At 63.8% G+C, this 19,848-nt stretch carries 23 protein-coding genes; 10 read left to right on the plus strand and 13 right to left on the minus strand.

Translation table 11 applies throughout. The features are described from left to right. Positions 1–172: 172 nt before the first annotated feature. Positions 173–922, minus strand: a complete 750-nt coding sequence (locus L6639_RS14825) for a trypsin-like peptidase domain-containing protein (protein WP_237862415.1) — start codon at positions 920–922, stop codon at positions 173–175. Between the two features lie 161 nt (positions 923–1,083). Between L6639_RS14825 and L6639_RS14830 the strand changes: the two genes are divergently transcribed. Both L6639_RS14830 and L6639_RS14835 read left to right on the plus strand, forming a co-directional pair. Continuing rightward, entirely contained in the window at positions 1,084–1,386 is a 303-nt protein-coding gene (locus L6639_RS14830) for a hypothetical protein (protein WP_237862416.1), read from the plus strand. Positions 1,387–1,408: 22 nt separating this feature from the next. Continuing rightward, the gene (locus L6639_RS14835; RefSeq protein ID WP_237862417.1) at positions 1,409–1,546 is read left to right on the plus strand and encodes a hypothetical protein; all 138 of its coding nucleotides are present in this window, start codon (positions 1,409–1,411) and stop codon (positions 1,544–1,546) included. A 41-nt stretch (positions 1,547–1,587) separates the two neighbouring features. Here L6639_RS14835 and L6639_RS14840 read toward each other — a convergent pair whose 3' ends face one another. Beyond that, positions 1,588–2,346 carry a CBS domain-containing protein gene (locus L6639_RS14840; protein ID WP_237862418.1) on the minus strand — a complete coding sequence of 253 codons (759 nt, stop codon included), beginning with the start codon at positions 2,344–2,346 and terminating at the stop codon, positions 1,588–1,590. Here L6639_RS14840 and L6639_RS14845 point away from each other — a divergent pair. Continuing rightward, positions 2,327–3,172, plus strand: a complete 846-nt coding sequence (locus L6639_RS14845) for a c-type cytochrome (RefSeq protein ID WP_237862419.1) — start codon at positions 2,327–2,329, stop codon at positions 3,170–3,172. The two genes, L6639_RS14840 and L6639_RS14845, sit on opposite strands and share 20 nt — an antisense overlap. A gap of 57 nt (positions 3,173–3,229) precedes the next feature. Here L6639_RS14845 and L6639_RS14850 read toward each other — a convergent pair whose 3' ends face one another. Beyond that, a complete protein-coding gene (locus L6639_RS14850) occupies positions 3,230–4,045 on the minus strand; it encodes a hypothetical protein (RefSeq protein ID WP_237862420.1) in 816 nt (271 codons plus the stop codon). A gap of 194 nt (positions 4,046–4,239) precedes the next feature. Between L6639_RS14850 and L6639_RS14855 the strand changes: the two genes are divergently transcribed. Beyond that, positions 4,240–4,800, plus strand: a complete 561-nt coding sequence (locus L6639_RS14855) for a helix-turn-helix domain-containing protein (RefSeq protein ID WP_237862421.1) — start codon at positions 4,240–4,242, stop codon at positions 4,798–4,800. Here the strand turns inward: L6639_RS14855 and L6639_RS14860 are convergent. Next, positions 4,797–6,788, minus strand: a complete 1,992-nt coding sequence (locus L6639_RS14860; RefSeq protein WP_237862422.1) for a primary-amine oxidase — start codon at positions 6,786–6,788, stop codon at positions 4,797–4,799. The genes L6639_RS14855 and L6639_RS14860 overlap by 4 nt on opposite strands. A 15-nt stretch (positions 6,789–6,803) precedes the next feature. Further along, on the minus strand, positions 6,804–8,000 hold the full coding sequence (locus L6639_RS14865) for a serine hydrolase domain-containing protein (protein ID WP_237862423.1): 1,197 nt from the start codon (positions 7,998–8,000) through the stop codon (positions 6,804–6,806). A 180-nt stretch (positions 8,001–8,180) separates the two neighbouring features. Here L6639_RS14865 and L6639_RS14870 point away from each other — a divergent pair, with 180 nt between their 5' ends. Continuing rightward, positions 8,181–9,164 carry a helix-turn-helix domain-containing protein gene (locus tag L6639_RS14870; protein WP_237862424.1) on the plus strand — a complete coding sequence of 328 codons (984 nt, stop codon included), beginning with the start codon at positions 8,181–8,183 and terminating at the stop codon, positions 9,162–9,164. A gap of 6 nt (positions 9,165–9,170) precedes the next feature. Here the strand turns inward: L6639_RS14870 and L6639_RS14875 are convergent, their stop codons facing one another. The 4 genes from L6639_RS14875 to L6639_RS14890 all read right to left on the minus strand — a co-directional run bounded on the left by L6639_RS14875 (position 9,171) and on the right by L6639_RS14890 (position 13,573). Continuing rightward, positions 9,171–9,836, minus strand: coding sequence for a methionine ABC transporter permease (locus L6639_RS14875; protein WP_237862425.1), 666 nt, complete (start codon positions 9,834–9,836; stop codon positions 9,171–9,173). Further along, positions 9,826–10,953 carry a methionine ABC transporter ATP-binding protein gene (locus L6639_RS14880; protein ID WP_237862579.1) on the minus strand — a complete coding sequence of 376 codons (1,128 nt, stop codon included), beginning with the start codon at positions 10,951–10,953 and terminating at the stop codon, positions 9,826–9,828. The genes L6639_RS14875 and L6639_RS14880 overlap by 11 nt, the downstream gene beginning before the upstream one ends. Positions 10,954–11,187: 234 nt before the next feature. After that, a complete protein-coding gene (locus L6639_RS14885) occupies positions 11,188–12,663 on the minus strand; it encodes a DASS family sodium-coupled anion symporter (protein WP_237862426.1) in 1,476 nt (491 codons plus the stop codon). 103 nt (positions 12,664–12,766) lie between these two features. After that, the gene (locus L6639_RS14890) at positions 12,767–13,573 is read right to left on the minus strand and encodes an enoyl-CoA hydratase/isomerase family protein (RefSeq protein WP_237862427.1); all 807 of its coding nucleotides are present in this window, start codon (positions 13,571–13,573) and stop codon (positions 12,767–12,769) included. A gap of 123 nt (positions 13,574–13,696) precedes the next feature. On the opposite strand from L6639_RS14890, the gene nthA reads away from it, so the two are divergent. Genes nthA through L6639_RS14905 form a run of 3 tightly spaced genes read left to right on the plus strand, consistent with a single transcriptional unit; the run spans position 13,697 to position 15,362 of the window. Next, on the plus strand, positions 13,697–14,326 hold the full coding sequence (nthA, locus tag L6639_RS14895; RefSeq protein WP_237862580.1) for a nitrile hydratase subunit alpha: 630 nt from the start codon (positions 13,697–13,699) through the stop codon (positions 14,324–14,326). Beyond that, positions 14,323–14,982 carry a nitrile hydratase subunit beta gene (gene nthB, locus L6639_RS14900; protein WP_237862428.1) on the plus strand — a complete coding sequence of 220 codons (660 nt, stop codon included), beginning with the start codon at positions 14,323–14,325 and terminating at the stop codon, positions 14,980–14,982. Before nthA ends, nthB begins: the two co-directional genes overlap by 4 nt. Next, entirely contained in the window at positions 14,982–15,362 is a 381-nt protein-coding gene (locus L6639_RS14905; RefSeq protein WP_237862429.1) for a nitrile hydratase accessory protein, read from the plus strand. Before nthB ends, L6639_RS14905 begins: the two co-directional genes overlap by 1 nt. A 144-nt stretch (positions 15,363–15,506) precedes the next feature. Here the strand turns inward: L6639_RS14905 and queC are convergent, their stop codons facing one another. After that, positions 15,507–16,220 carry a 7-cyano-7-deazaguanine synthase QueC gene (gene queC, locus L6639_RS14910; protein ID WP_237862430.1) on the minus strand — a complete coding sequence of 238 codons (714 nt, stop codon included), beginning with the start codon at positions 16,218–16,220 and terminating at the stop codon, positions 15,507–15,509. Between the two features lie 127 nt (positions 16,221–16,347). Between queC and mazG the strand changes: the two genes are divergently transcribed. Both mazG and L6639_RS14920 read left to right on the plus strand, forming a co-directional pair. Next, positions 16,348–17,166, plus strand: a complete 819-nt coding sequence (gene mazG / locus L6639_RS14915; protein ID WP_237862431.1) for a nucleoside triphosphate pyrophosphohydrolase — start codon at positions 16,348–16,350, stop codon at positions 17,164–17,166. 14 nt (positions 17,167–17,180) lie between these two features. Continuing rightward, positions 17,181–17,639, plus strand: coding sequence for a GNAT family N-acetyltransferase (locus L6639_RS14920; RefSeq protein ID WP_237862432.1), 459 nt, complete (start codon positions 17,181–17,183; stop codon positions 17,637–17,639). An 11-nt stretch (positions 17,640–17,650) separates the two neighbouring features. On the opposite strand, the gene L6639_RS14925 is transcribed toward L6639_RS14920, so the two are convergent. From L6639_RS14925 to hfq, 3 genes are read right to left on the minus strand one after another with little or no spacing between them, the layout of a single operon-like run. Further along, positions 17,651–18,094 (minus strand): SMI1/KNR4 family protein, encoded by a 444-nt coding sequence (locus L6639_RS14925; RefSeq protein ID WP_237862433.1) that lies wholly within the window; start codon positions 18,092–18,094, stop codon positions 17,651–17,653. 40 nt (positions 18,095–18,134) lie between these two features. Further along, positions 18,135–19,517 (minus strand): GTPase HflX, encoded by a 1,383-nt coding sequence (hflX, locus tag L6639_RS14930; protein ID WP_237862434.1) that lies wholly within the window; start codon positions 19,515–19,517, stop codon positions 18,135–18,137. Between the two features lie 11 nt (positions 19,518–19,528). Then, on the minus strand, positions 19,529–19,777 hold the full coding sequence (gene hfq / locus L6639_RS14935) for an RNA chaperone Hfq (RefSeq protein WP_007591126.1): 249 nt from the start codon (positions 19,775–19,777) through the stop codon (positions 19,529–19,531). Positions 19,778–19,848 lie beyond the last annotated feature (71 nt).

Consider the following 19,848-nt stretch of genomic DNA (forward strand, 5'->3'; position numbering starts at 1 on the left):
TTGGCTGATGCAGGAAGGCAGGACGGCCGGCACCTCCCCTCCCAAAAGGCCCGGTGACATTCGGTCGCGACAGAACCGGGACCCGCTCCGGCCGAAATCCGCGATACCGGCGTCGGGCGTCAGCACGATACCATCGCGAACCGGACGATCCGTTGCGCGATCGCCCGGCTTCCTACTGTGCGGCCACAAAGAGCCTCCTGACCGCGTCGACCGGCGCAGCGAAGGCAAACCCGCTCCGTCGCGCCAGGACGACCCCGATCAGCTTCCCCTGCAGATTGACCAGCGCGCCGCCCGAACTCCCTTGGGCGACGCGAACATCCGATTGGATCAGATCGCCGTTGGCGATGCCGGGGCACGAACGATGGAGGGCTGACACGATGCCAACTGTCACGCTCTGTCCCCAATCCCCTGGATTTCCGATCGCCAGGACCGGCGCTCCCACCTCGAGCGCGCTAGCGTAATCGAGAGTTATCGCGCGCAGATTGTCGGGGGCGACGCGGAGCAGCGCAACGTCGTCTCGATCGGATCGTACGAGCACAAGGGCATCCAACGCCCGGCCATCCTGGAGCTGTGCCTTTACGACCGAGGCGCTGGCGACCAGGTGATTTGCGGTCACGATGAAGCCCGCCAGGGCGTCCACGACGACACCCGCTCCCTGCCATTCTCGTGGTGTGGGAGGATCGGGGAATCCGGCTTCCGGATCGAAGATTCGAGGCTCCGAGGGCAGGCCCCAAGCCCGGATTCCCACCACGGCCGGCGAGATGCGTTTGACCAGAGGCGCAAGGTTCATGGTCGAGAACGTCTCTGCCTGCTCCCTGTCAAATTCATTGGCTCGGCAAACGCCCGATCCAAGCACAAGCGCCAGGCTCAATGCCGACACGATCGTGGATTTGAGGAAGCGGGAGAAGGTACAAAGCGGCATGAGGGACGCCTCCGGCGATCCGAGTGACGCCACTCAAGAAGCCTAACAACAGCGGTTCGGCGCGATTTGAGAATTCTCAATGTTCGCCCGGCTTCGGAACCTCCTCGTGAACGTCGGACCGCCGCGCCCTCTTCCATGCGTCCTTACGGATATGTCCTTAGGTGAAAGGCCCGAATTTCGGCCCTCCGACCGCTGCGTTAAAGATCCATTGCCAGCGTGAATTCGGCTCGTTGACGATGGAGCCTGCCGTGAATCACTCGATCTACACCATCGATAAGACAACCCATCTGAAGGTGGTCGTCTTGGTGCTCGTCGGCAGCATCGCCATGATGGCGATCACGCTGACTGCCCATTTGGCTCATCCTGAAGTCAATGCGCGGGCGACGGCGACCCGGACCGTCTACAAGCCTGATCCCGGTCATACCCTGACCGAACTGACCCGACACGAGAAGCATCCAATCTAGATCATTTGACGGAGAGCAACGAATGACCAACGATGCGATCAAGGCGCTGATGGTACTTGCGCTCTACGGGATCCTTGAGATCGCGCTGTTTTCCCCGGCAATCGGCAAATTCGCCAAGCGTATCGTGCCGTCTGGCAACCGTCGCGCCCGCGACAGGTAAATTCAGGAGGACGCACCCCGCGATTGCGGTGTGCGCTTTGACTACAATGGCTCGTCGTCCAGCGTGGACGGCTCCATCTGCAACGATACGAAATCGCCGCCGCCGTAATCATCCTCGGGATCCGGTCGATCGGGCTGGAGATAAAGCCGGTCCTCCACCGCTCGAACGCCTGCAACGTTCTCGCAGGCCACAATGACCGCCTGATGCGCGTTTTCACCCCTGACGACGCCACGTAACGTGACTGTTCCGCCCTTCACGCTGACGTTCAGGCAGGTCGGCTGCCACGGCATCCGGGTCAGTGCAGCAAGGACGGAGCGACGAATCTGGCTGTCATCGCTGGAGTAGCCGGAAGCACTGGTCAGGGGGCCGGCAACTGCGGACAGGAAGTCGGATCGGGTGATGATCCCGACGACGCGCTCGCCGCGCATGACAGGCACATGATTCAGATGCCGCCGCTCCATCAAGTCGGCAACCTCCACAAGCGGCGCCTGCTCGGTGGTGGACACCGGCTGGCGGGTCATCACCTGCTCGACTGTGCGTCCGTGTTCCTTCACGAACTCGGCTGCAATCCGATCGGCTCCGCGCAACATCGTGAGCAAACGGTTGCGTTCATGCTCGGTGCCGATTTCAGTCCGCCGAAGGAAATCGCTTTCGCACAGGATGCCGACGAGTGTCCCGGTTGAGTCCACCACGGGCAGGCCGCTAATATGATGCGCAAGCATCACCTTGATGGCGTCGGCGACCGGCGCCTCCGGCCGTATCGTCACAACGCATCTGGACATGATCTGGTGGGCGCGCATGTCTTCCTCCGAGAGAGACACAACAGGTATTTGCCGTGGCGAACAACGTCTTGATCAGGATCAACGCCAGTACGGTCTGCAATGCCATCCTCAAATGCGACATCGGAACATTTCGAACATGCGCCTACGAACGGTTCTGTTGAGTGCGATCATCGTCGTGCTGTCCGCCTTCGGCGCGGCGGCGCCGGCCGAATTGTCTGCGACACTGGCCGACCTCATGACCAGACTTCAGCTCCAGCACGCAAAGCTTTGGTTTGCGGGCAAGCTGAGCAATTGGAGCCTGGCGAATTACGAGATTCAACAGATCGACGCCAATCTTGAAGCGACCAGCAGATTGCTCGCGAACCCGTCACAAGCCGATCGCGCCAAGGAGCAGGTCCGGGCCGTACGCCAGGCGCTCCAGTCGAAGGACGTCCCCGCGTTCATGACATCGTATGCCAGCCTGACGAACGAATGCAACGGTTGCCACCGGAGCAGCGGATATGCCTGGATCGCCATGCAGATCCCGCTCACCCTGCCCGTTCCCAATCAGTTGTTTGTCGACCAGGTGTCCGAGGGGCGCGCGATCGCCAACGCCACTTGCGGGACGTGCCACGTCGTCGCTGACGCTGCCAAGGAAACACCAGCGTTCCGCCCGTCCCCACCAGCTTTCCCGGAGATCGTCAGCCGATCATCCTTCTCCGCGGACGGCCTCCGGCATTTCCTGACGTCAGGCCATCGGCGACTGGGACCCGACCAGGCCATGCCGAATCCGAGGCTCAACGAGTCCCAGATCGAAGCCGTCGTGGCCTATCTGGAGACATTGCGGGTCGACCAGCGGCGCTGAGACGCGCCCCCCGCGGCACCACTCTCGCACGTCGCTGCGATCTTCGGTCGATGCACGCTATCGCAACGGCAGCAGATCCAGTTGGCCCTGCGCCTTCTTGACCGCCGCTGCGAACCAGCTCTGGCTGGGCGCCTCCTTGGCGAAACACTTGGTATAGGCCGCCATCGCCTGGTCTTCCTTGGCCATGGCATCCTCCGGCACTTTCTTCGCCATCATCTGCTTCCAGACCTTTTCGCAGGCGGGGATTTCAGCTGTCTTGATGGCCTCGGTCGCAGCAAGGAAGTAGACCTTCTCGCCCTGGATGGCCACCACGTCGATCTCGTGCGGCGGTCCCTTCAAATCGCCATTGCCGCGCACGCCGAGCACCGCGACGGCGGCGCTCACGGATGCCGGCTTGGTGATGGGCAGCTCGGCATATTTGGCAAAGGCCGCGTCCTGGATGGCGGCATAGTAGAAGGTATCGGACTTGAACGCCGCGTCGGTCTCCTGCGGCATGGGATCCCTGCGGTGCTCGGCAAGCCAGTGCTTGAGCAGCGTCGTTGTCGTCACCACGGCCTGCTGCTTGTCGCCCTCTGTGGCGAAGGCGAGCCCGTCGAGGTGACCAAAGCCGATGTCGCCCTTGAACAGCGTATCGACGTTCGACTTGCCCTCGGCCGGGAGTCCCTTGATCACAACTGGTCCCACCAGGCCACGCAGCACGCCGGTCAGCTCGTTGAGCGCGGCATCGTGTTGCTTGCTGGTTTCGTCGCTCTCCTTGGCCTTCGAAAACCTAGTAATGTAGCGGTCTCGCAGATCGAGATAGTGCTGTTCGGAAGAGGCTGCGTGTGCAGGCGTGGCGAAGGCAAGCAGGCCGAGCAGAACGATCGATCTCATTGCGATGTCCGAAGGGTTTTGGGGCAGTCTCCAATCTTGGTGACGCGACCGGCCCGGAAGGTTCATCCCGGGCGGCGCGCCGTGCTCCGCCGGAGAACCAATCCTTCACCATGGCGTGCGGGTTCGATTGAGCGCCGGGAGACCGAGAGGTAAAATCCGCCGCAATGTTTCGCGGGGCCTCCATGAGCGACTTGATGAGCGACTTGCGCGCTGCGACCAGGCAATCCACGGCGAGAACAGGGATCATCGAGTTCGAGGGTGCCAGGGGAACCGTGAGCATCCCCTGCACCATCGCCGATGTCTCCGGCACCGGCGCACGCTTGAAGCTCGACTGGTCGTTGGCGTTTCCGAAAGAGGCCTCGCTGATCTTCGCCGACGGCTTGCGCAAGGCCTGCCGGGTGGCCTGGCAGAAGCGGCGGCTGCTCGGCGTCGCGTTCGCCGATGGCGTCGCGAGCGCGGACGAGCAGGCCCTGATGATGACCGAGGAAGAACAGGCCCTGCATCGGCGGCACATCGGTGCCCAAGTGAAGGGCGCGCGCGAGGCGCGTGGCTACACCGAGGCCCAGATTGCGAACCTCGTCGGCGTCTCGCCCGACTTTGTCGCTCGTGCCGAGCGTGGTGAGATCAGCATCCCGCTGCACCAGCTCACCCATATGGCCGATCTGTTTCTGGTCGATCTCGACTCGCTCGTTGCCGGTCCGGCGTCGATCGCGGGGCCGCACGGGCAAGAGCCTGCCGGGGCCCCGCTCCGCTAGCCCTTGTGGCAGCACGATTCGCTGGCGGCGTCCTGTTCGCCTGCGAGCACGCTGCGGCTGTTGCGATCCGGCGGGATGTCGAAGGCCGCATTGGCCGCGAAGAAGCCGGTCGGCTTCAGCGTGAAGCCGGCATATTCGACCGGCATGATCGGAAAATCCTCGGGCTTGCAGATGTGGGTGTGGCCGAACGAGTGCCACAGCACGATGTCGGCGTTCTCGATATTGCGGTTCTGCGCGGCGTAGCGCGGCAGGCCGTCGCCGCCGGCGTGGTTGTTGGGATAATCGCCGCTGGCGTATTTCTCGTCCTTGTCGAAGGCGGTGACCCAGACGTGCTTGGTCGCAAACCCACCGCGCCTGCGCACATAGCTGCCCTCCTGCGCCAGCATCAGCGGGCTCGGATTGACCATCAGCTTGTAGGCCGGCGCATTGCCGACCGAATTGGTCTCATTGGGATTGCTGATCTTCCAGAACCGGCCGGTCTCGCCATTGGCAACGGAAGCGGCGTCGCGCTCGCGCGACAGCACGCGCGTGGTGGTGTCGAACGCGTTGCCGTGTGGATTGTCCGCGCCCCAGGGCCGCGGCACGAACTCGTGCTCACTGACGGTGTTGCCGCCGCCATCGAGATCCATGTGCATGCGCACGTTGAAGAAGTGCTGGTGCGTCGGGCCGCCGAGGACGTCGTCGACCATGCCACCCCATTTGTACTTTTCGCCCGGCTGCACGGCCGCGGTCTGGATGATGCCGGTGAGTTTTGTCTCGAGCTGGATGGTGCCGTCCTGGTAGAGGTACCAGTAGAAGCCATAATCGTAATTGCCGACGGTGGCAAAGAACGAGATCACGAGCCGCCGGGAGCGGCGCACCTCGAACAGGCCGTTGCGGAATTCGTAGTGTTTCCAGGCAATTCCGTAGTCTTCTTCATGCATGCAGATGGCGTTCTGCATGACGAAGGGTTTTCCATTATTGTCGGCGGCCGGCACGTCGAAATACCTGATATGGCCGAGGCAATCGCAGCCGAGCTCCAGCGCGTTGGCGAGCATGCCGAGGCCGTATTCGCCGGCGTCGAACGCCGACTTCCAGAAATGGTTCGCGGTCGGATCGGCGTAAGGCACCACCATCTCGGTGACGCTGGCGCGATGGATCAGCGAGCGCTTGCGCGCGCCGTCCTGGTACGCGAGCTGATGCAGCACCAATCCCTCGCGCGGCGTGAAGCCGACCCGAAAACTCCATTTTTGCCAGTCGACCTTCCAGCCGTCGACCGCAAAGCTCGGCCCTTCCGGCTGCTCGATATGCAGCGGCTTGATGTCGGTGCGCGGGTTCGCAACTTCATGCGCGCCATAGTTCCGCTTCTTGCGCGGGATCGGCACGATCGGGTCTGCGTCCGTGAGGTCGATGACCTTGCCGCCGATCAGGTCGACGACCGCGACCACGCCCTCGATCGGATGGGCGTAGCCGTTGTCCTGCGGATGCTCGCGGAAGAAACTGACGGCACGAACGATGCGCGCGCCGCGCTCATATTCGAAATCGAAGAAGCCCGAGGAGAACGGGTCAACCTGGACCAGTTCGATGTCCTTGTTGGTGAGCCCGCGCCGATGCATCGCCGCGCGCCAGCCCGGATCGGCCTTGACCACGGCCTCGCACTTGAAGAATTCCTCGAGCATCACCGATGGCTGCCCATAGGGCGCCTCGCGGTTCGGAATCACATTTCGCGCGACGATCTCGTTGCGGCCGAGATCGACGATGTGCTCGATCGCCTCGCCCGTCACAACGTCGAGGGTCAGCGCGAAGGCACAGCGTGGCGTCCCGCCCGCGGCCAATTCCTGCTTGGTCGGCTCTTCCAGCCGCACGGTCGGGAAGCGGCAGTTCTCCGGCGAAGCGGCTGCCGCACGCACCAGCGTGCAGGCGGCCGTGATCTCCTCCGTTGTCAACGGATCCAGCGGATGCGGCGTCGCGATCTGCGTTGATGAATTGGCTTTGACTGTATCGAGCATGGTGATGTCCGGAGGTCAGCGCGGAGCCAGATGTGTGACGATCGCCCGGAAGGCAGCGAACCAGCGTTGATCGACCGGCACATCCATCGCCTTGGGCTGCGTCGCGAGCTTGACGATGACGGTGTCCGCGTCGATATCCACATAGAGATGCTGGCCGTGGATTCCGATCGCGGTCAGCGCATTGCGCGCCGGATCGATCGTGAACCATTTGCTGCGATAGCGCGCACCCGGGAAGAACTCCGCGAGGTCGCCGTCGGCCCAGGCCTTGGGGTCGCCGTTCTCCCTGATATCGTCGATCCACCAGCCGGGCACCACCTGCCGCCCCTCGACCACGCCGCGATTGCGCATCATCTCGCCGAAGCGCAGCAGGTCGCGCGCGGTGACCGAGATGCCGCCGGCGATGCGGCCCATGCCATGGCCGTCGAGCGTGAGCGAGCCGTCCTCCTCCGCGCCCAGGGGCTGCCAGAGATATTCCGACAGAATGCGCGGATAGGGCATGCCGCAGGCGCGCTCATAGACCCAGCCGAGCACCTCGGTGTTGGTCGAGACGTAGTGAAACACCTTGCCGTGCGGTTTGCCGGTGCCACGGAGCGTCATCAGATAGGCACGCTGATGGCTGGGCTCGATGCCAGCCGGCGGCAGGTCCCAGCCTGAGGAGAAGCGATAGCGGGCGACATCGCCTGCTGGGTCCTCGTAGTCTTCCTCGAACTGGATGGCGACGGCCATGTCGAGCAGGTTGCGGACCGTGCAGGTGCCGTAGACAGAGCTCTCCAGCTCCGGCACATAGCGCACCACCCTCGCCTCGGGATCGACCAGACCGCGTGCGGCCAGGACACCGCCGACCGTGCCTGATATCGCCTTGCTGATCGAGCAGATCAGATGCGGCGTGGTCACGCTCATGCCGTCACCGTACCATTCGTGGACCAGCGTGCCCCGATGCATGACCAACAGCGCATCGGCAAAAGTCTCGCGGAGCGTCGCCTCGATCGTGGTCGCCTGACCGTCAGGCGCGGTGAAGCCGAGCTTTGCCAGCTCGCGCGGGGCGCTTGCGATCGACGTCGGCTGCGCGGAGCGACGGATCTCGGCGGTCGGCAGCACTTCGCGGGTGTGGGTGAAGCCCCAGCGGATAGCAGGAAAACTGCGCCAGTTGGCGCGAGTCACCTGGGCCTCCGGCGCCGGCGGGCTGCCGCGCATGATTTCGGTCGGTCGCATCTCGATTCCTCCGCAAGCCATCCCGGCTCCGGTGCCGCGAGTGGTCATGGGGAAGACTGCACAGCGTCACGGCCAGGCGTTATCGAGATCCGGCAATATTTCGCTGGACAGGGCCTGTGGCCGTGCCAGTCTGGCGTCGTCCTTGCTAGCTGCTTGGCGACTGAATTCCGACGTGCTGTCATGGCCTTAAGCGAAACTCTTCCGATTCAGGACTCGGCTGCCAACCTGTTTCAGGCGAGCAGCACGGACGTGGACGAGCATTGCGCCGCGCTCGGCCACTGGCGGCTCAGCTACGACCAGATCAGCGCGGGCGCATTCCGCGGCAGCTTCACCCAGCTTTCCCTGCCCCGCATTGACGTGTTCTGCGAGATCACCAGCCAGCAGGTCCGCCAATACGGCCAGTTAGGCGCCGACAGCTTTGGCATCGGCCTGCCCTGGCACGGCGACGGCGAGATTAATTGCAACGGCGCCAGTGTTGCGGGCACGCACGTGATCACCTGCATCGACGCCGAGGTCGACATGTGCACGCCGAAAGCGTTCGAGTTTCGTGGCGTCGTCACCAGCGCGGCGCTGATCGAGGAACTGGCTGCTCGCCTCAACATCGAGCTGCCGCGTACGGTCTGGCACCAGCTGCGGGCGATGGAGATGGCGGAGGCGCCGGTCGCTCGGTTGCGCGCGCACCTCGCCGCGATCCAGGAGACGATCACGACCGCGCCGGAACGGTTCGACGATGCAGCCACCCGCCAAGCCTTGGAGGATGCCCTCCTCGTCGAGATCATGGACATGCTGCCGACGGCGCGTTCCGACGATCCTGGCCGTAGTGCCGTGGCGCGCAAGCGCGCCGTCGATCGCGCCCGCGCGCTGATGCATGGCAGCGGCGACCGCTCGCTCTCATTGCTCGAGATCTGCAAGGCGGTCGGCGCCAGCCCGCGCAAGCTCGGCTATTGCTTCCAGGAGGTCTTGGGGACGAGCCCGATGCACTATTGGCGTGCGATGCGGCTGAACCGCGTGCGGCGTGACCTCAAGCGCGGCGACGGAACCTCAGTCTACGACGTCGCCGTGCAGCACGGCTTCTGGCACTTCAGCCAGTTCTCGCTCGACTACAAGCGCCACTTCTCTGAGTTGCCCTCGGAGACGCTGCGGCGCGCAAAGCTGTCGGCCTGAGTTACCTCAGCGGTGCCGCAGCCGGCGGTTGACCCGCCGCGCAAGATAGTCGCCGGCGCTCTGCACGAGCTGCACCAGCGCGATCAGCACGACCACAACGGCCAGCATCATCTCCGGCATGAAACGCTGGTAGCCGTAGCGGATGCTAAGATCGCCCAAGCCGCCGCCGCCGACCGCGCCGACCATGGCGGAGTAACCGAGCAGGCTGACCACTGCGAGCGTCAGCGCCAGCAGCAGGCCGGACAGCGCCTCGGGGATCAGTACCTTGAACACGATCTGGAGCGGTGAAGCCCCAAACGACGACGCAGTCTCGATCAAGCCGCCATCGACCTCACGGATCGCAGCCTCGACCAGGCGCGCGATGAAGGGCGTCGAGGCGATGGTCAGCGGCACGATCGCCGCCGTCGATCCGATCGACGTGCCCGCGACAAAACGCGTGAATGGGATGATGGCCACGACCAGGATGATGAAGGGCGTGGAGCGGGTCGCGTTGACGACCATGCCAAGTGCTGCGTTGACGGCGGGAGCCGCAAACAGCTCGCCCTTGCGGCTGGTGGCAAGGAACACGCCCAGCGGCAGGCCAAACACGGTGCCGAGCGCCGCCGCGATCCCAACCATGAACAGGGTTTCGAAGGTGGCCTGGATGATCAGGTTGATGAGTTCAGGCGACATAGCCGAGACGCTCCGCAGAGGCTTGATATTGAGAGAGCAAGGCCAGCGTGCGCGTCACCGCGCCCTCGCCGCCAGAATCACCAAGGGGAATTCCGAGCACCAGAGAGCCGGCATGCTGGCCGCCGATCTCATCGATGCGCGCCGATAGCAGCGAGACGTCGAGGCCGAGCTCGCGCGCGAGCCGCGCGACCAGCGTGTCGCCGGCCCCTGCCCCGCGCACCTGGACACGGATCACGGCATGGCTGCCCGGCTCCCGCACGATCCGGCTGACGAGTGAGACCGGCAGGCTGTCGCCGTCCGCCAGGAAGGACTGCGTGATCGGATGCTTGGGATGGGTGAAGATGTCGGCGACATGGCCGTTCTCGACGACGCGGCCGGCATCGAGCACGACAACTTCCTTGGCGAGCTGGCGCACCACGGACATCTCATGGGTGATCAGCACGATGGTTACGCCGAGCTCTCGGTTGATGTTCGCAAGCAGATCGAGGATCGCGCGCGTTGTCTGCGGATCGAGCGCCGAGGTCGCCTCGTCCGACAGCAGCACGTCCGGCCGCGTCGCGAGCGCGCGGGCAATACCGACGCGCTGCTTCTGGCCGCCTGACAGCTCTGACGGATAGCGGTCATGCTTGTCGGCGATGCCGACAAGGGCAAGTAATTCGGTCACGCGTGCCTTGATGTCGGCCTTGGACCAGCCGGCGATCTCCAGCGGCAACGCGATGTTGTCGGCCGCGGTGCGCGAGGACAGCAGATTGAAGTGCTGGAAGATCATGCCGATCGAGCGCTGTGCCAGCCGCAGCTCGCGGCCCGTGAGCGCGGAGATGTCTCTGTTGTCGACCACGACGCGGCCCGTGCTCGGCTTCTCCAGCCCGTTGATGAGCCGAACCAGGCTCGACTTGCCGGCGCCGGAGCGACCGATCACGCCGGTGATGGAGCCGCGTGCGATCGCAAACTCGATGCCTTGCAGCGCGCTGACGCCGGGCTTGCCGCGATAGGCCGGATAGATCTTCGAGATGTTCTCGAAGCGTACCATCGCGTCTGGCTGAGCCGCGGTGTCCTGGATTTCGACCGGCTCTCCGATCACGAGCGATGGGTGCGCATTCATGGAAGCGGCTTTCATGCAGGACATTTAGCCCGCCCGCCCGAAAGGCGCACGCGAGGCCAGGTCGCGATCCAGGCGACGATGGGTGGAACCAAGACAGGCGCCCGATGGCGACGCTGCATTGCAGCAGATCATCGCCTTTTCCAGTCTTTCTTGCAATTTCAGAGATTTGCGGGGGATTGGGCGAAGTTTTCCCAATCACTCGCCGGGGAAGAAAATTCTCCTGCCGAGGATATTTGTCTCCGAGGAAGCTCACCGGACCATGGACAGCCAGGGCAGGACGATGACCAATAGTCCGGCGAAATAGAGCACCCCGAAGATCAGGCCAAAGCCCCAGAACTGGCCCTTCCCGATATAGCCGCTGCCGTAATACATCGGCGCCGGCCCGGTGGCGTAAGGCGAGATCACGCCCATCAGGCCGAGCGAATACATGCAGAGCATGGCAAGCGTCGTTACCGGCAAATCGGCGATACCGGAGCCGACCGCGAGCACCACCGGCAGCACGGCCGCGGCATGCGAGGTGATGCTCGAGAAGAAATAGTGGATCCAGAAGAACAGCGCGACCAGCAGGATCATCGCGGTCGACGGCGAGAGCCCGGAGAGCGGCTTTGCGAATTCATTGGCGAACCATTTGATGAAGCCGATCTCGTTGAGGCCTGAGGCCAGCGTCAGCAGCGAGGTGAAATAGAAGAACACTTCCCAGGCGCTCTTCTCGCTGACGATGTCGGCAAATTCGATCACGCCCGTGACCAGCATCAGCGAGATCACGATGAACACGACGGTCGTGGCATTGACGAAGTTCGAGCCGAGCAAGGGGATGTGAATGTCCGGGCTCGAGCCCGCGATCCACAGGAACATCGCGAGCACGATCAGCACCAGCATGATCCACTCGTTGCGCGACATCGGGCCCATCTCGCTGAGCTCCTTCGCCGCCCAGTCGGAAATCTCGGGGCTGCGCTTCACCTCCGGACGGCAGATGACATAGCTGAGCAGCGGAACGAGCAGCATCAGCAGAATGCCGAGCGGCGCAAAGCCGACGAACCACTGGCCCCAACTCACCTCGACACCAACGGTCTTCTTGGCGATCGCGAGCGCCGCCGCGTTCGGTGCCAGCGCCGTGAAGAACAGCGAGCTCGTGATCGCGGTTGCCGCGAACGCGGTCCACATCACATAGGTGCCGATCTTGCCGGCGGTCGGCCCCGGCTCTGAGCCATAGATGCGTGGGATGTTGCTGATGATGGGATAGACGATGCCGCCGCTGCGCGCGGTGTTGGAGGGCGTTGCCGGCGCCAGCAGGAAGTCCGACATCGCCACCGCATAGCCGAGGCCGAGCGTGTTGATGCCAAGGCGTCGCACCAGCACCAGCGCGATGCGCCGGCCGAGCTGGCTCTTGCGATAGCCGATCGAGAACACGAAGGCGCCGACGATCAGCCACACCGTGCTCTCGGCGAAGCCCGCCAGCATCCAGCGCAGCGATTTATTGGGATCGGGATCGATATAGCCACTGATGCCTGCGACCGTAAGGCCAATCAGGCCGACCGCGCCGACCGGCATCGATTCCAGGACCAGCCCGGTGATGACGGCCGCGAACACGGCAAAATAGTGCCACTGATTGACGTTGAGACCTGCCGGCACCGGCCACAGATAGATCGCAAGCCAAACCACGAGCGGTGCGATCAACTTCCAGCGAAAGCCTTTCGCCTCAGGTGCCTGCGAACTGGCGGTCATACGCCCTCCCCGTGAATCAACTTCGGAATAGCCCGTTGGCCGGCCGTTTTGTCCCCGGGGCGGCGTATACGGAGTGTCCGTGCCGTGATCAATGGGCTGTGATCTACCGTCCCCGGAAGCGCGGCTTGCGACGGCCGAGGAATGCCTCGACACCCTCCTTGTGGTCCTCGCTGAGGCTGGCGAGCGCGAACTGGTCGACGTCCATGTGGCTGGCGAGATCGTCCAACGCATGCGCGAGACGGTTGACGGTCAGCTTGGTCATGGCAACAGACAGCGGCGGCTGCGCGGCCACCTTGCGAGCCAGTTCCATGGCGGCATCGAAGGCATAACCGGGATCGACCACCTGCTCGACCAAGCCCCATTGATAGGCCTCGTCAGCGGAGATGCGCTCATCGGCCAGGATCACCGCCTGCTTGGTGCGGGCCGGCCCGATCAGGTGCAGCATGCGCGGGATGCTCTGCCAGCTCATGTTCATGCCGAGCCCGATCTCGGGCACGCGCAGATGCGCATCGCTCCCCATCACGCGGAAGTCGAGCGCGACCGCGAGCGCCAGGCCGCCGCCAATGCAAAAGCCTTCGATCGCCGCGATCGTGATCTGCTCCATCTCCTGCCAGGCGCGTGTCAGGCGCGGCCCAAGCTTGAGATGTCGCCTGAGCGCGCCGAGGTCCATTTCCTTGCGCGATCGCCCTTCGTCATCCTTCAGATCGAAGCCGGCGCTGAACGCGCCCGAATTGCCTGTCAGCACCACGACCGACGTTGTCGGGTCATCCTCGAAGCTGCGCGCAGCCGCGGTGAGCTGGCGCAGCGCTTCCGGCGACAGGGCGTTGATCCCGTCATGGCGATCGAACCGCACCACGGCGATTCGTCCATCCGGCCCAAGGCTTTTCTCGATCTTGACGAACTCCTTCATGGGACGCCTCCGAAGCTGAATTTCGCCTGATCGTAGCGCACATCAGGCGTCACGAATATGGGACCTGATGCAGCGCAACGAATGCTCGACAGGACAGGATCATTGCGCTTAATCTTTCGCGCCATGAGCCACGATCACGACCATCATCATCACGACGACCATTCGGAATTGTCCGAGACCGAGCTGCGCGTGCGCGCGCTCGAGACTGTCCTGACCGAGAAGGGCTATGTCGAGCCGGCTGCGCTCGACGCCATCATCCAGGCCTACGAGACCAAGATCGGCCCGCATAATGGCGCGCGCGTCATCGCCAAGGCCTGGACCGATCCGGCGTTCAAGCAGGCGCTGCTGGAGGACGGCAGCCAGGCGATCGGCACGCTCGGCCATGTCAGCCGCGTCGGCGACCATCTCGTCGTGGTCGAGAATACGCCTGAGCGGCACAACATGGTCGTGTGCACGCTGTGCTCCTGCTACCCCTGGGAAATGCTGGGGTTGCCTCCGGTCTGGTACAAGGCCTCGCCCTACCGCTCGCGTGCCGTGAAGGATCCGCGCGGCGTGCTCGCCGATTTCGGTGTGAGCGTGCCCAAGGACATCGAGATCCGGGTGTGGGATTCCACCGCCGAGACGCGCTTCCTGGTGCTGCCGATGCGCCCCGCAGGAACGGAAGGCTGGAGCGAAGAGCAGCTTGCCGAGCTCGTGACGCGGGACTCCATGATCGGAACCGGTTTTCCCAGGACGCCGGGAGCTCCGTCGTGAACGGCGTGCACGACATGGGCGGCATGGACGGTTTTGGCAAGGTCGAGCCAGAGCCCAACGAGCCTGTCTTCCATGAAGAATGGGAGTCCCGGGTGCTGGCGATGGTGCGCGCGATGGGGGCGGCCGGCGCCTTCAACATCGATACCTCGCGCTTCTATCGCGAGACGATCCCGCCACATGTCTATCTCTCCAGCTCCTACTACAAGAAGTGGTTCCTCGGCCTCGAGGAGATGCTGATCGAGAAGGGCTACCTCACCCGGGAGGAAGTCGCCGCGGGCCATGCCAAGAAGCCCGGCAAGGCCCTCAAGCACGGCAAGTTCGATCTCGGTCAGGTCGAGCGCATCATGGTACGCGGCAAGTTCGCCCGCCCTGCTCCAGCGCCGGCAAAATTCAAGATCGGCGACCGCGTGCGTGCCAAGAACATTCATCCGACCACGCATACGCGGCTGCCGCGCTATGTCCGCGGCCATGTCGGCGTGGTCGAGCTCAATCACGGTTGCCACGTGTTTCCCGACACGGCGGCGATGGAGCGCGGCGAGAACCCGCAATGGCTCTACACCGTCGTGTTCGAAGGCCGGGATCTCTGGGGCGCGGATGGTGATCCGACCCTGAAGGTCTCGATCGACGCGTTCGAGCCATATCTGGATCCGGCGTGATGAGCAGCAGCGCTGCCGCCGCAGCGACGGCGGCGATTCCAAGCATTCCGCGTGACGACGACGGCCCGGTGTTTCGTGCTCCGTGGGAAGCGCAGGCCTTTGCGATGGCCTTGAGCCTGCACGATCGCGGCGTGTTCACGTGGCCCGAATGGGCCGCAGCCCTCGCTGACGAGATCAAGCGTGCGCAGGCCGCGGGCGATCCTGATACGGGCGAGACCTATTATCTGCACTGGCTCGCCACGCTGGAAGGCCTCGTCGCACGCAAGGGCGTCGCGTCGATGGACACGCTGCATCGCTATCGCGATGCGTGGGATCACGCCGCGGACCGCACGCCGCACGGCAAGCCGATCGAACTGCGGCCGGAGGATTTTGCGCGGTAGTTGCCTCACCCGTCATTGCGAGCGCAGCGAAGCAATCCAGAATCCCTCAAGAGCGGCAGTCTGGATTGCTTCGTCGCATCAGCGCAAAAATTGCTACGCAATTTTGTCGCGAGCTCCTCGCAATGATGGCGGAGCGAGACGCAGCTACTTGGCCGCCACAAACTCCCGCCACCCCTTCGCCCGCAGGCTGCATGCCGGGCACTCGCCGCAGCCATACCCCCAATCATGCTGCGCGCCGCGTTCGCCGAGATAGCAGGTGTGGGACTGCTCGCGGATCAGATCGACCAGCGGGTCGCCGCCAAGGTCATGGGCGAGCTTCCATGTCGCCGCCTTGTCGATCCACATCAGCGGCGTGTGCAGCTCGAAGGATCTTGCCATCCCGAGCGAGAGCGCTGATTGCATGGCGCGGATGGTCTCGTCGCGGCAATCGGGATAGCCGGAATAATCGGTCTCGCACATGCCGCCGACGATGTGGGTGATGCCGCGCCGATAGGCCAGCGCCGCAGCAAAGGTCAGGAACACGAGATTACGGCCGGGCACAAAAGTGTTCGGCAGGCCATCGGCGCCCATGGTGATCGCGACATCGCGCGTCAGCGCCGTCTCGGACACCGCGGCCAGCGTCGGGATCGACAGGGTGTGGCTCTCGCCGAGCTTTGCGGCCCAATCGGCCCGCAGGCCCTTGATGCCCTCGAACAGGCGGTCGCGGCAATCGAGCTCGACGGCATGGCGCTGGCCGTACTCGAACCCCAGCGTCTCCACGCGCGCGAAGCGGCTGAGCGCCCAGGCAAGGCAAGTGGTGGAATCCTGACCGCCGGAGAACAGCACCAGCGCGGTTTGTGATGAATATGCGTCGCTCATGGGCCGCGCTTTAGCACTGCGGAACGAATCAGCCAATCGGTGGAAATCGACCTGTTCCGCAGGCCGACGCTGGGAACGGCGGCCCGCTTTTGGCATAAGCTTTTTGGACCCAGGAGACTGCCCAGCAATGACCCCTTCCCGCGACATTTCCCGCCTGATCGAGATCATGGCGGCGCTGCGCACGCCGGTGACCGGCTGCCCCTGGGACCTCGAGCAGGATTTTTCGACCATCGCCCCCTACACGATCGAGGAAGCCTATGAGGTGGTCGACGCCATCGACCGAGGCGATCTCGACGATCTGCGCGAAGAGCTCGGCGACCTCCTGCTGCAGGTGGTGTTCCACGCCCAGATGGCCGAGGAGCAGAATGCGTTTTCCTTTGGAGACGTCGTCGAAGCCATCACGCGAAAAATGATCCGGCGCCATCCCCATGTCTTCGCCGACAAGGACGGCAACCTCGCCTCTTCCCACGTCAAGGAAGTCTGGGACCGCATCAAGGCCGAGGAGAAAGCCGAGCGCGCCGCGCGCCGGCCGCCGGAGGCAACGCCGCCGCACAAGTCGTTGCTGTCAGGCGTCAAGGCCGGCCAGCCCGCGCTGACGCGCGCGATGGAGCTGCAGCGCAAGGCCTCGACCGTCGGCTTCGACTGGAACGATCCGCGCGCCGTGCTGCAAAAAATCCGCGAGGAAGCCGACGAGATCGAGGCCGCGCTCGACCGCAACGACAAGCAGGAGATCGCGGAGGAGACGGGTGATCTGATGTTCGCCCTCGTCAACCTCGCCCGGCATGTCGACGCCGATCCGGAAGCCGCGCTGCGTGCGACGAATGCGAAATTCGAGCGGCGCTTTGCCTATATCGAGCGCGCACTGGAAGCGCAGGGCCGCACGCTGGAGCAGGCGTCGCTGGCGGAGATGGATGCGCTGTGGAACGCCGCGAAGACCGCCAGCTGATTCAAGGATACGCAGTGGACATCAGGCAGGACGATCCGAAAGCGCCACATGTCGCCGACTTGTTGGCACATCATCTCGAAGAGCTGCGTAGCGTCATGGGTAAGCACGCGCAGGCACTGGACGCGAGCGGTCTTTCTGCCCCGTCCGTGACGTTCTGGACGGCCTGGCAAGGCGACGCGCTGGCTGGCTTCGGGGCCTTGAAGCAGCTGGATGCCACACATGGCGAAGTGAAGTCGATGCGTGCCGCGCCCTCTGCGCGGCGGACCGGGGCCGGGCGCGCGATTCTGAACCACATCATCGCTGAAGGCCGCAAGCGCGGATATGCGCGTCTCAGCCTGGAGACCGGCACGGCGCCGCTGCACGCTCCGGCCGTCGCGCTCTACCGCAGCGTTGGCTTCGTCTCGTGTGCGCCGTTCGCCGACTATCTGGCGAGCCCGCACAACCAGTTCATGAGCCTCGATCTGTCGAACTGAATCCGTGGGTGCTAGCTCTGCTCGACTGCAATCAGCTCGCGGAGCCAATCCGCGAAGGAGTTGGCGACAAGTTGCAGGTGCTGATCCGGACCTGCCTCGTGATTCCAGAAAACAACGCGATGCTCGTCGTCAACAACGTCCCGGACATCAAGACAATGATGGTTTCCGAAGCCGTCATTGTAGAATGCTATGAGATATGGTGGCATCGGCGGGTACATTTCAGTCCGCTCGCTCAGCGTCATTTCCTTGAGCCGGCACCACAACTGAATCTTCGCGCCAAGACCGTAAATATCGTTCGCGCCAACGCGCAGCCAGCCATAGGCTTGCAGGTAGTCGGCAAAGCTTCCAACGAAATGAGCGCCTAGTTCGCGCTCGCAACTGGCGATCTCGTCGGCCGACGCTCCCGGACCGTGCTCAATCTCACCTGGGAAGTCTTGCAAGATTGTGCGGATCACTTCTGCGGACGTTGTGCTGCTTATCCGGGGCGCCCGCGGCTCATGCCACGTGATGCGGCACGGCGTCGAACCTGTTCACCACGATGTCCCGCTTGGTCTCGTCCACCCGCACGGTCATATCAAAACGGCCGTCGTGCAGCTCCTTGGCCAGGACCTCGGAATTGCGATGTAGCCAGCTGATGCCGGCGCCGTCAGAGGCGTCAATCGAGAGATCGAGCGTGGTGCGTTTGGCCGCAAGTCGTTCCTCGATCGCGGCGAGCAGCGCATCGATCCCCTCGCCTGACACGGCGGAGACCAGCATCGCGGGATGATCTTCCGGCCGGCGCGCTGCAATGTTCAACAGCGCTTCGCGCTTATCAGGCTCGTAGCGGTCGATCTTGTTCCAGACCTCGATGATGCGGCCGGAATCATCTGGATTGATGCCGAGCTGGCGCAGCACGGCATCGACGTCGCTCTGCTGGGCCTCCGCGTCTTCGTGCGAGATGTCGCGGACGTGCAGGATGACGTCGGCCTCCAGCACCTCCTCAAGCGTGGCGCGGAAGGCGGCAACGAGTTGGGTCGGCAGGTTGGAGATGAAGCCGACGGTGTCCGATAGCATCGCCTTGCCGCCATGCGGCAGCGTGAGCGCGCGCAGGGTGGGATCGAGCGTGGCGAACAGCATGTCGGCGGCCTGGACGTCGGCGCGGGTCAGGCGGTTGAACAGCGTCGACTTGCCGGCATTAGTATAGCCGACCAGCGCGACCACGCGGTACGGCACGCGCTGGCGGCCGGCGCGATGCAGGCGGCGCGTCGCCTGCACCTTCTTCAGCTCGCTTTCGAGCTTGGTGATGCGCTCCTGGATCAGGCGGCGGTCGGCCTCGATCTGCGTCTCGCCAGGACCGCCCATGAAGCCGAATCCGCCGCGCTGGCGTTCGAGATGGGTCCACGACCGCACCAGACGCGAGCGCTGATAGTTGAGATGCGCGAGCTCGACCTGGAGCGAGCCCTCCTTGGTCTTGGCGCGGCGGCCGAAGATTTCCAGGATCAAGCCGGTGCGGTCGAGCACCTTGGCCTGCAATTCCTTCTCGAGATTGCGCTGCTGGATCGGCGCCAGCGCGCAATCCATCACCACGAGCTCGACGTCGAGGCTCTTGGCGAGTGCGGCGATCTCCTCAACCTTGCCCTTGCCGATATAGGTCGCGGGCCGGATCTGGTTGATCGGCGCGATGATGGCATCGGCAATGACGAGGTCGATCGCGCGCGCGAGGCCCGCAGCTTCATCGAGCCGGGCCTCGGCGTCGCGTTGAACATGACTCTCCGATTGCGCGTCGGCACTTCCCGCGCGCGCTCGCAAATAGGGGCCGACGACAAGCACCCGCCCCGTTTGCTTAGCCCCAGCCGACCGCGGACGGTCGGCCTCCCCGTCGAAATTCCGGGGTTCCAATCAGATCACTCTCAAGCCGGCTGATCCTCGCCGCCTTCGAACAGCTGGATCGGAGCGCCCGGCATGATGGTCGAGATCGCGTGCTTGTAGACCAGCTGCGAGTGACCGTCGCGCCGAAGCAGCAAACAGAAATTGTCGAACCAGGTCACGATGCCCTGGAGCTTTACTCCGTTGACCAGAAAGATCGTCAGTGGCGTTTTGGTTTTGCGAACGTGATTGAGGAAGGTGTCCTGTAGGTTTTGTGCGCGGTCTGCCGCCATTGTTTTTTTCTCGCTTTGAGTTTCTTTTTATTGCGCCCGGGAGCGGCCCTGTTTTCAAAAATTGAGCCTTC

Source organism: Bradyrhizobium zhengyangense, assembly GCF_022012555.1.
Lineage (GTDB): Bacteria > Pseudomonadota > Alphaproteobacteria > Rhizobiales > Xanthobacteraceae > Bradyrhizobium > Bradyrhizobium zhengyangense.

Coding starts and splice junctions, on each gene's coding strand:
- L6639_RS14825 (WP_237862415.1), bottom strand. CDS start 922: ATGCCGCTTTGTACCTTCTCCCGCTTCCTCAAATCCACGATCGTGTCG.
- L6639_RS14835 (WP_237862417.1), top strand. CDS start 1,409: ATGACCAACGATGCGATCAAGGCGCTGATGGTACTTGCGCTCTACGGG.
- L6639_RS14845 (WP_237862419.1), top strand. CDS start 2,327: ATGATCTGGTGGGCGCGCATGTCTTCCTCCGAGAGAGACACAACAGGT.
- L6639_RS14840 (WP_237862418.1), bottom strand. CDS start 2,346: ATGCGCGCCCACCAGATCATGTCCAGATGCGTTGTGACGATACGGCCG.
- L6639_RS14850 (WP_237862420.1), bottom strand. CDS start 4,045: ATGAGATCGATCGTTCTGCTCGGCCTGCTTGCCTTCGCCACGCCTGCA.
- L6639_RS14855 (WP_237862421.1), top strand. CDS start 4,240: ATGAGCGACTTGCGCGCTGCGACCAGGCAATCCACGGCGAGAACAGGG.
- L6639_RS14860 (WP_237862422.1), bottom strand. CDS start 6,788: ATGCTCGATACAGTCAAAGCCAATTCATCAACGCAGATCGCGACGCCG.
- L6639_RS14865 (WP_237862423.1), bottom strand. CDS start 8,000: ATGCGACCGACCGAAATCATGCGCGGCAGCCCGCCGGCGCCGGAGGCC.
- L6639_RS14870 (WP_237862424.1), top strand. CDS start 8,181: ATGGCCTTAAGCGAAACTCTTCCGATTCAGGACTCGGCTGCCAACCTG.
- L6639_RS14875 (WP_237862425.1), bottom strand. CDS start 9,836: ATGTCGCCTGAACTCATCAACCTGATCATCCAGGCCACCTTCGAAACC.
- L6639_RS14880 (WP_237862579.1), bottom strand. CDS start 10,953: ATGAAAGCCGCTTCCATGAATGCGCACCCATCGCTCGTGATCGGAGAG.
- L6639_RS14885 (WP_237862426.1), bottom strand. CDS start 12,663: ATGACCGCCAGTTCGCAGGCACCTGAGGCGAAAGGCTTTCGCTGGAAG.
- L6639_RS14890 (WP_237862427.1), bottom strand. CDS start 13,573: ATGAAGGAGTTCGTCAAGATCGAGAAAAGCCTTGGGCCGGATGGACGA.
- nthA (WP_237862580.1), top strand. CDS start 13,697: ATGAGCCACGATCACGACCATCATCATCACGACGACCATTCGGAATTG.
- L6639_RS14905 (WP_237862429.1), top strand. CDS start 14,982: ATGAGCAGCAGCGCTGCCGCCGCAGCGACGGCGGCGATTCCAAGCATT.
- queC (WP_237862430.1), bottom strand. CDS start 16,220: ATGAGCGACGCATATTCATCACAAACCGCGCTGGTGCTGTTCTCCGGC.
- mazG (WP_237862431.1), top strand. CDS start 16,348: ATGACCCCTTCCCGCGACATTTCCCGCCTGATCGAGATCATGGCGGCG.
- hfq (WP_007591126.1), bottom strand. CDS start 19,777: ATGGCGGCAGACCGCGCACAAAACCTACAGGACACCTTCCTCAATCAC.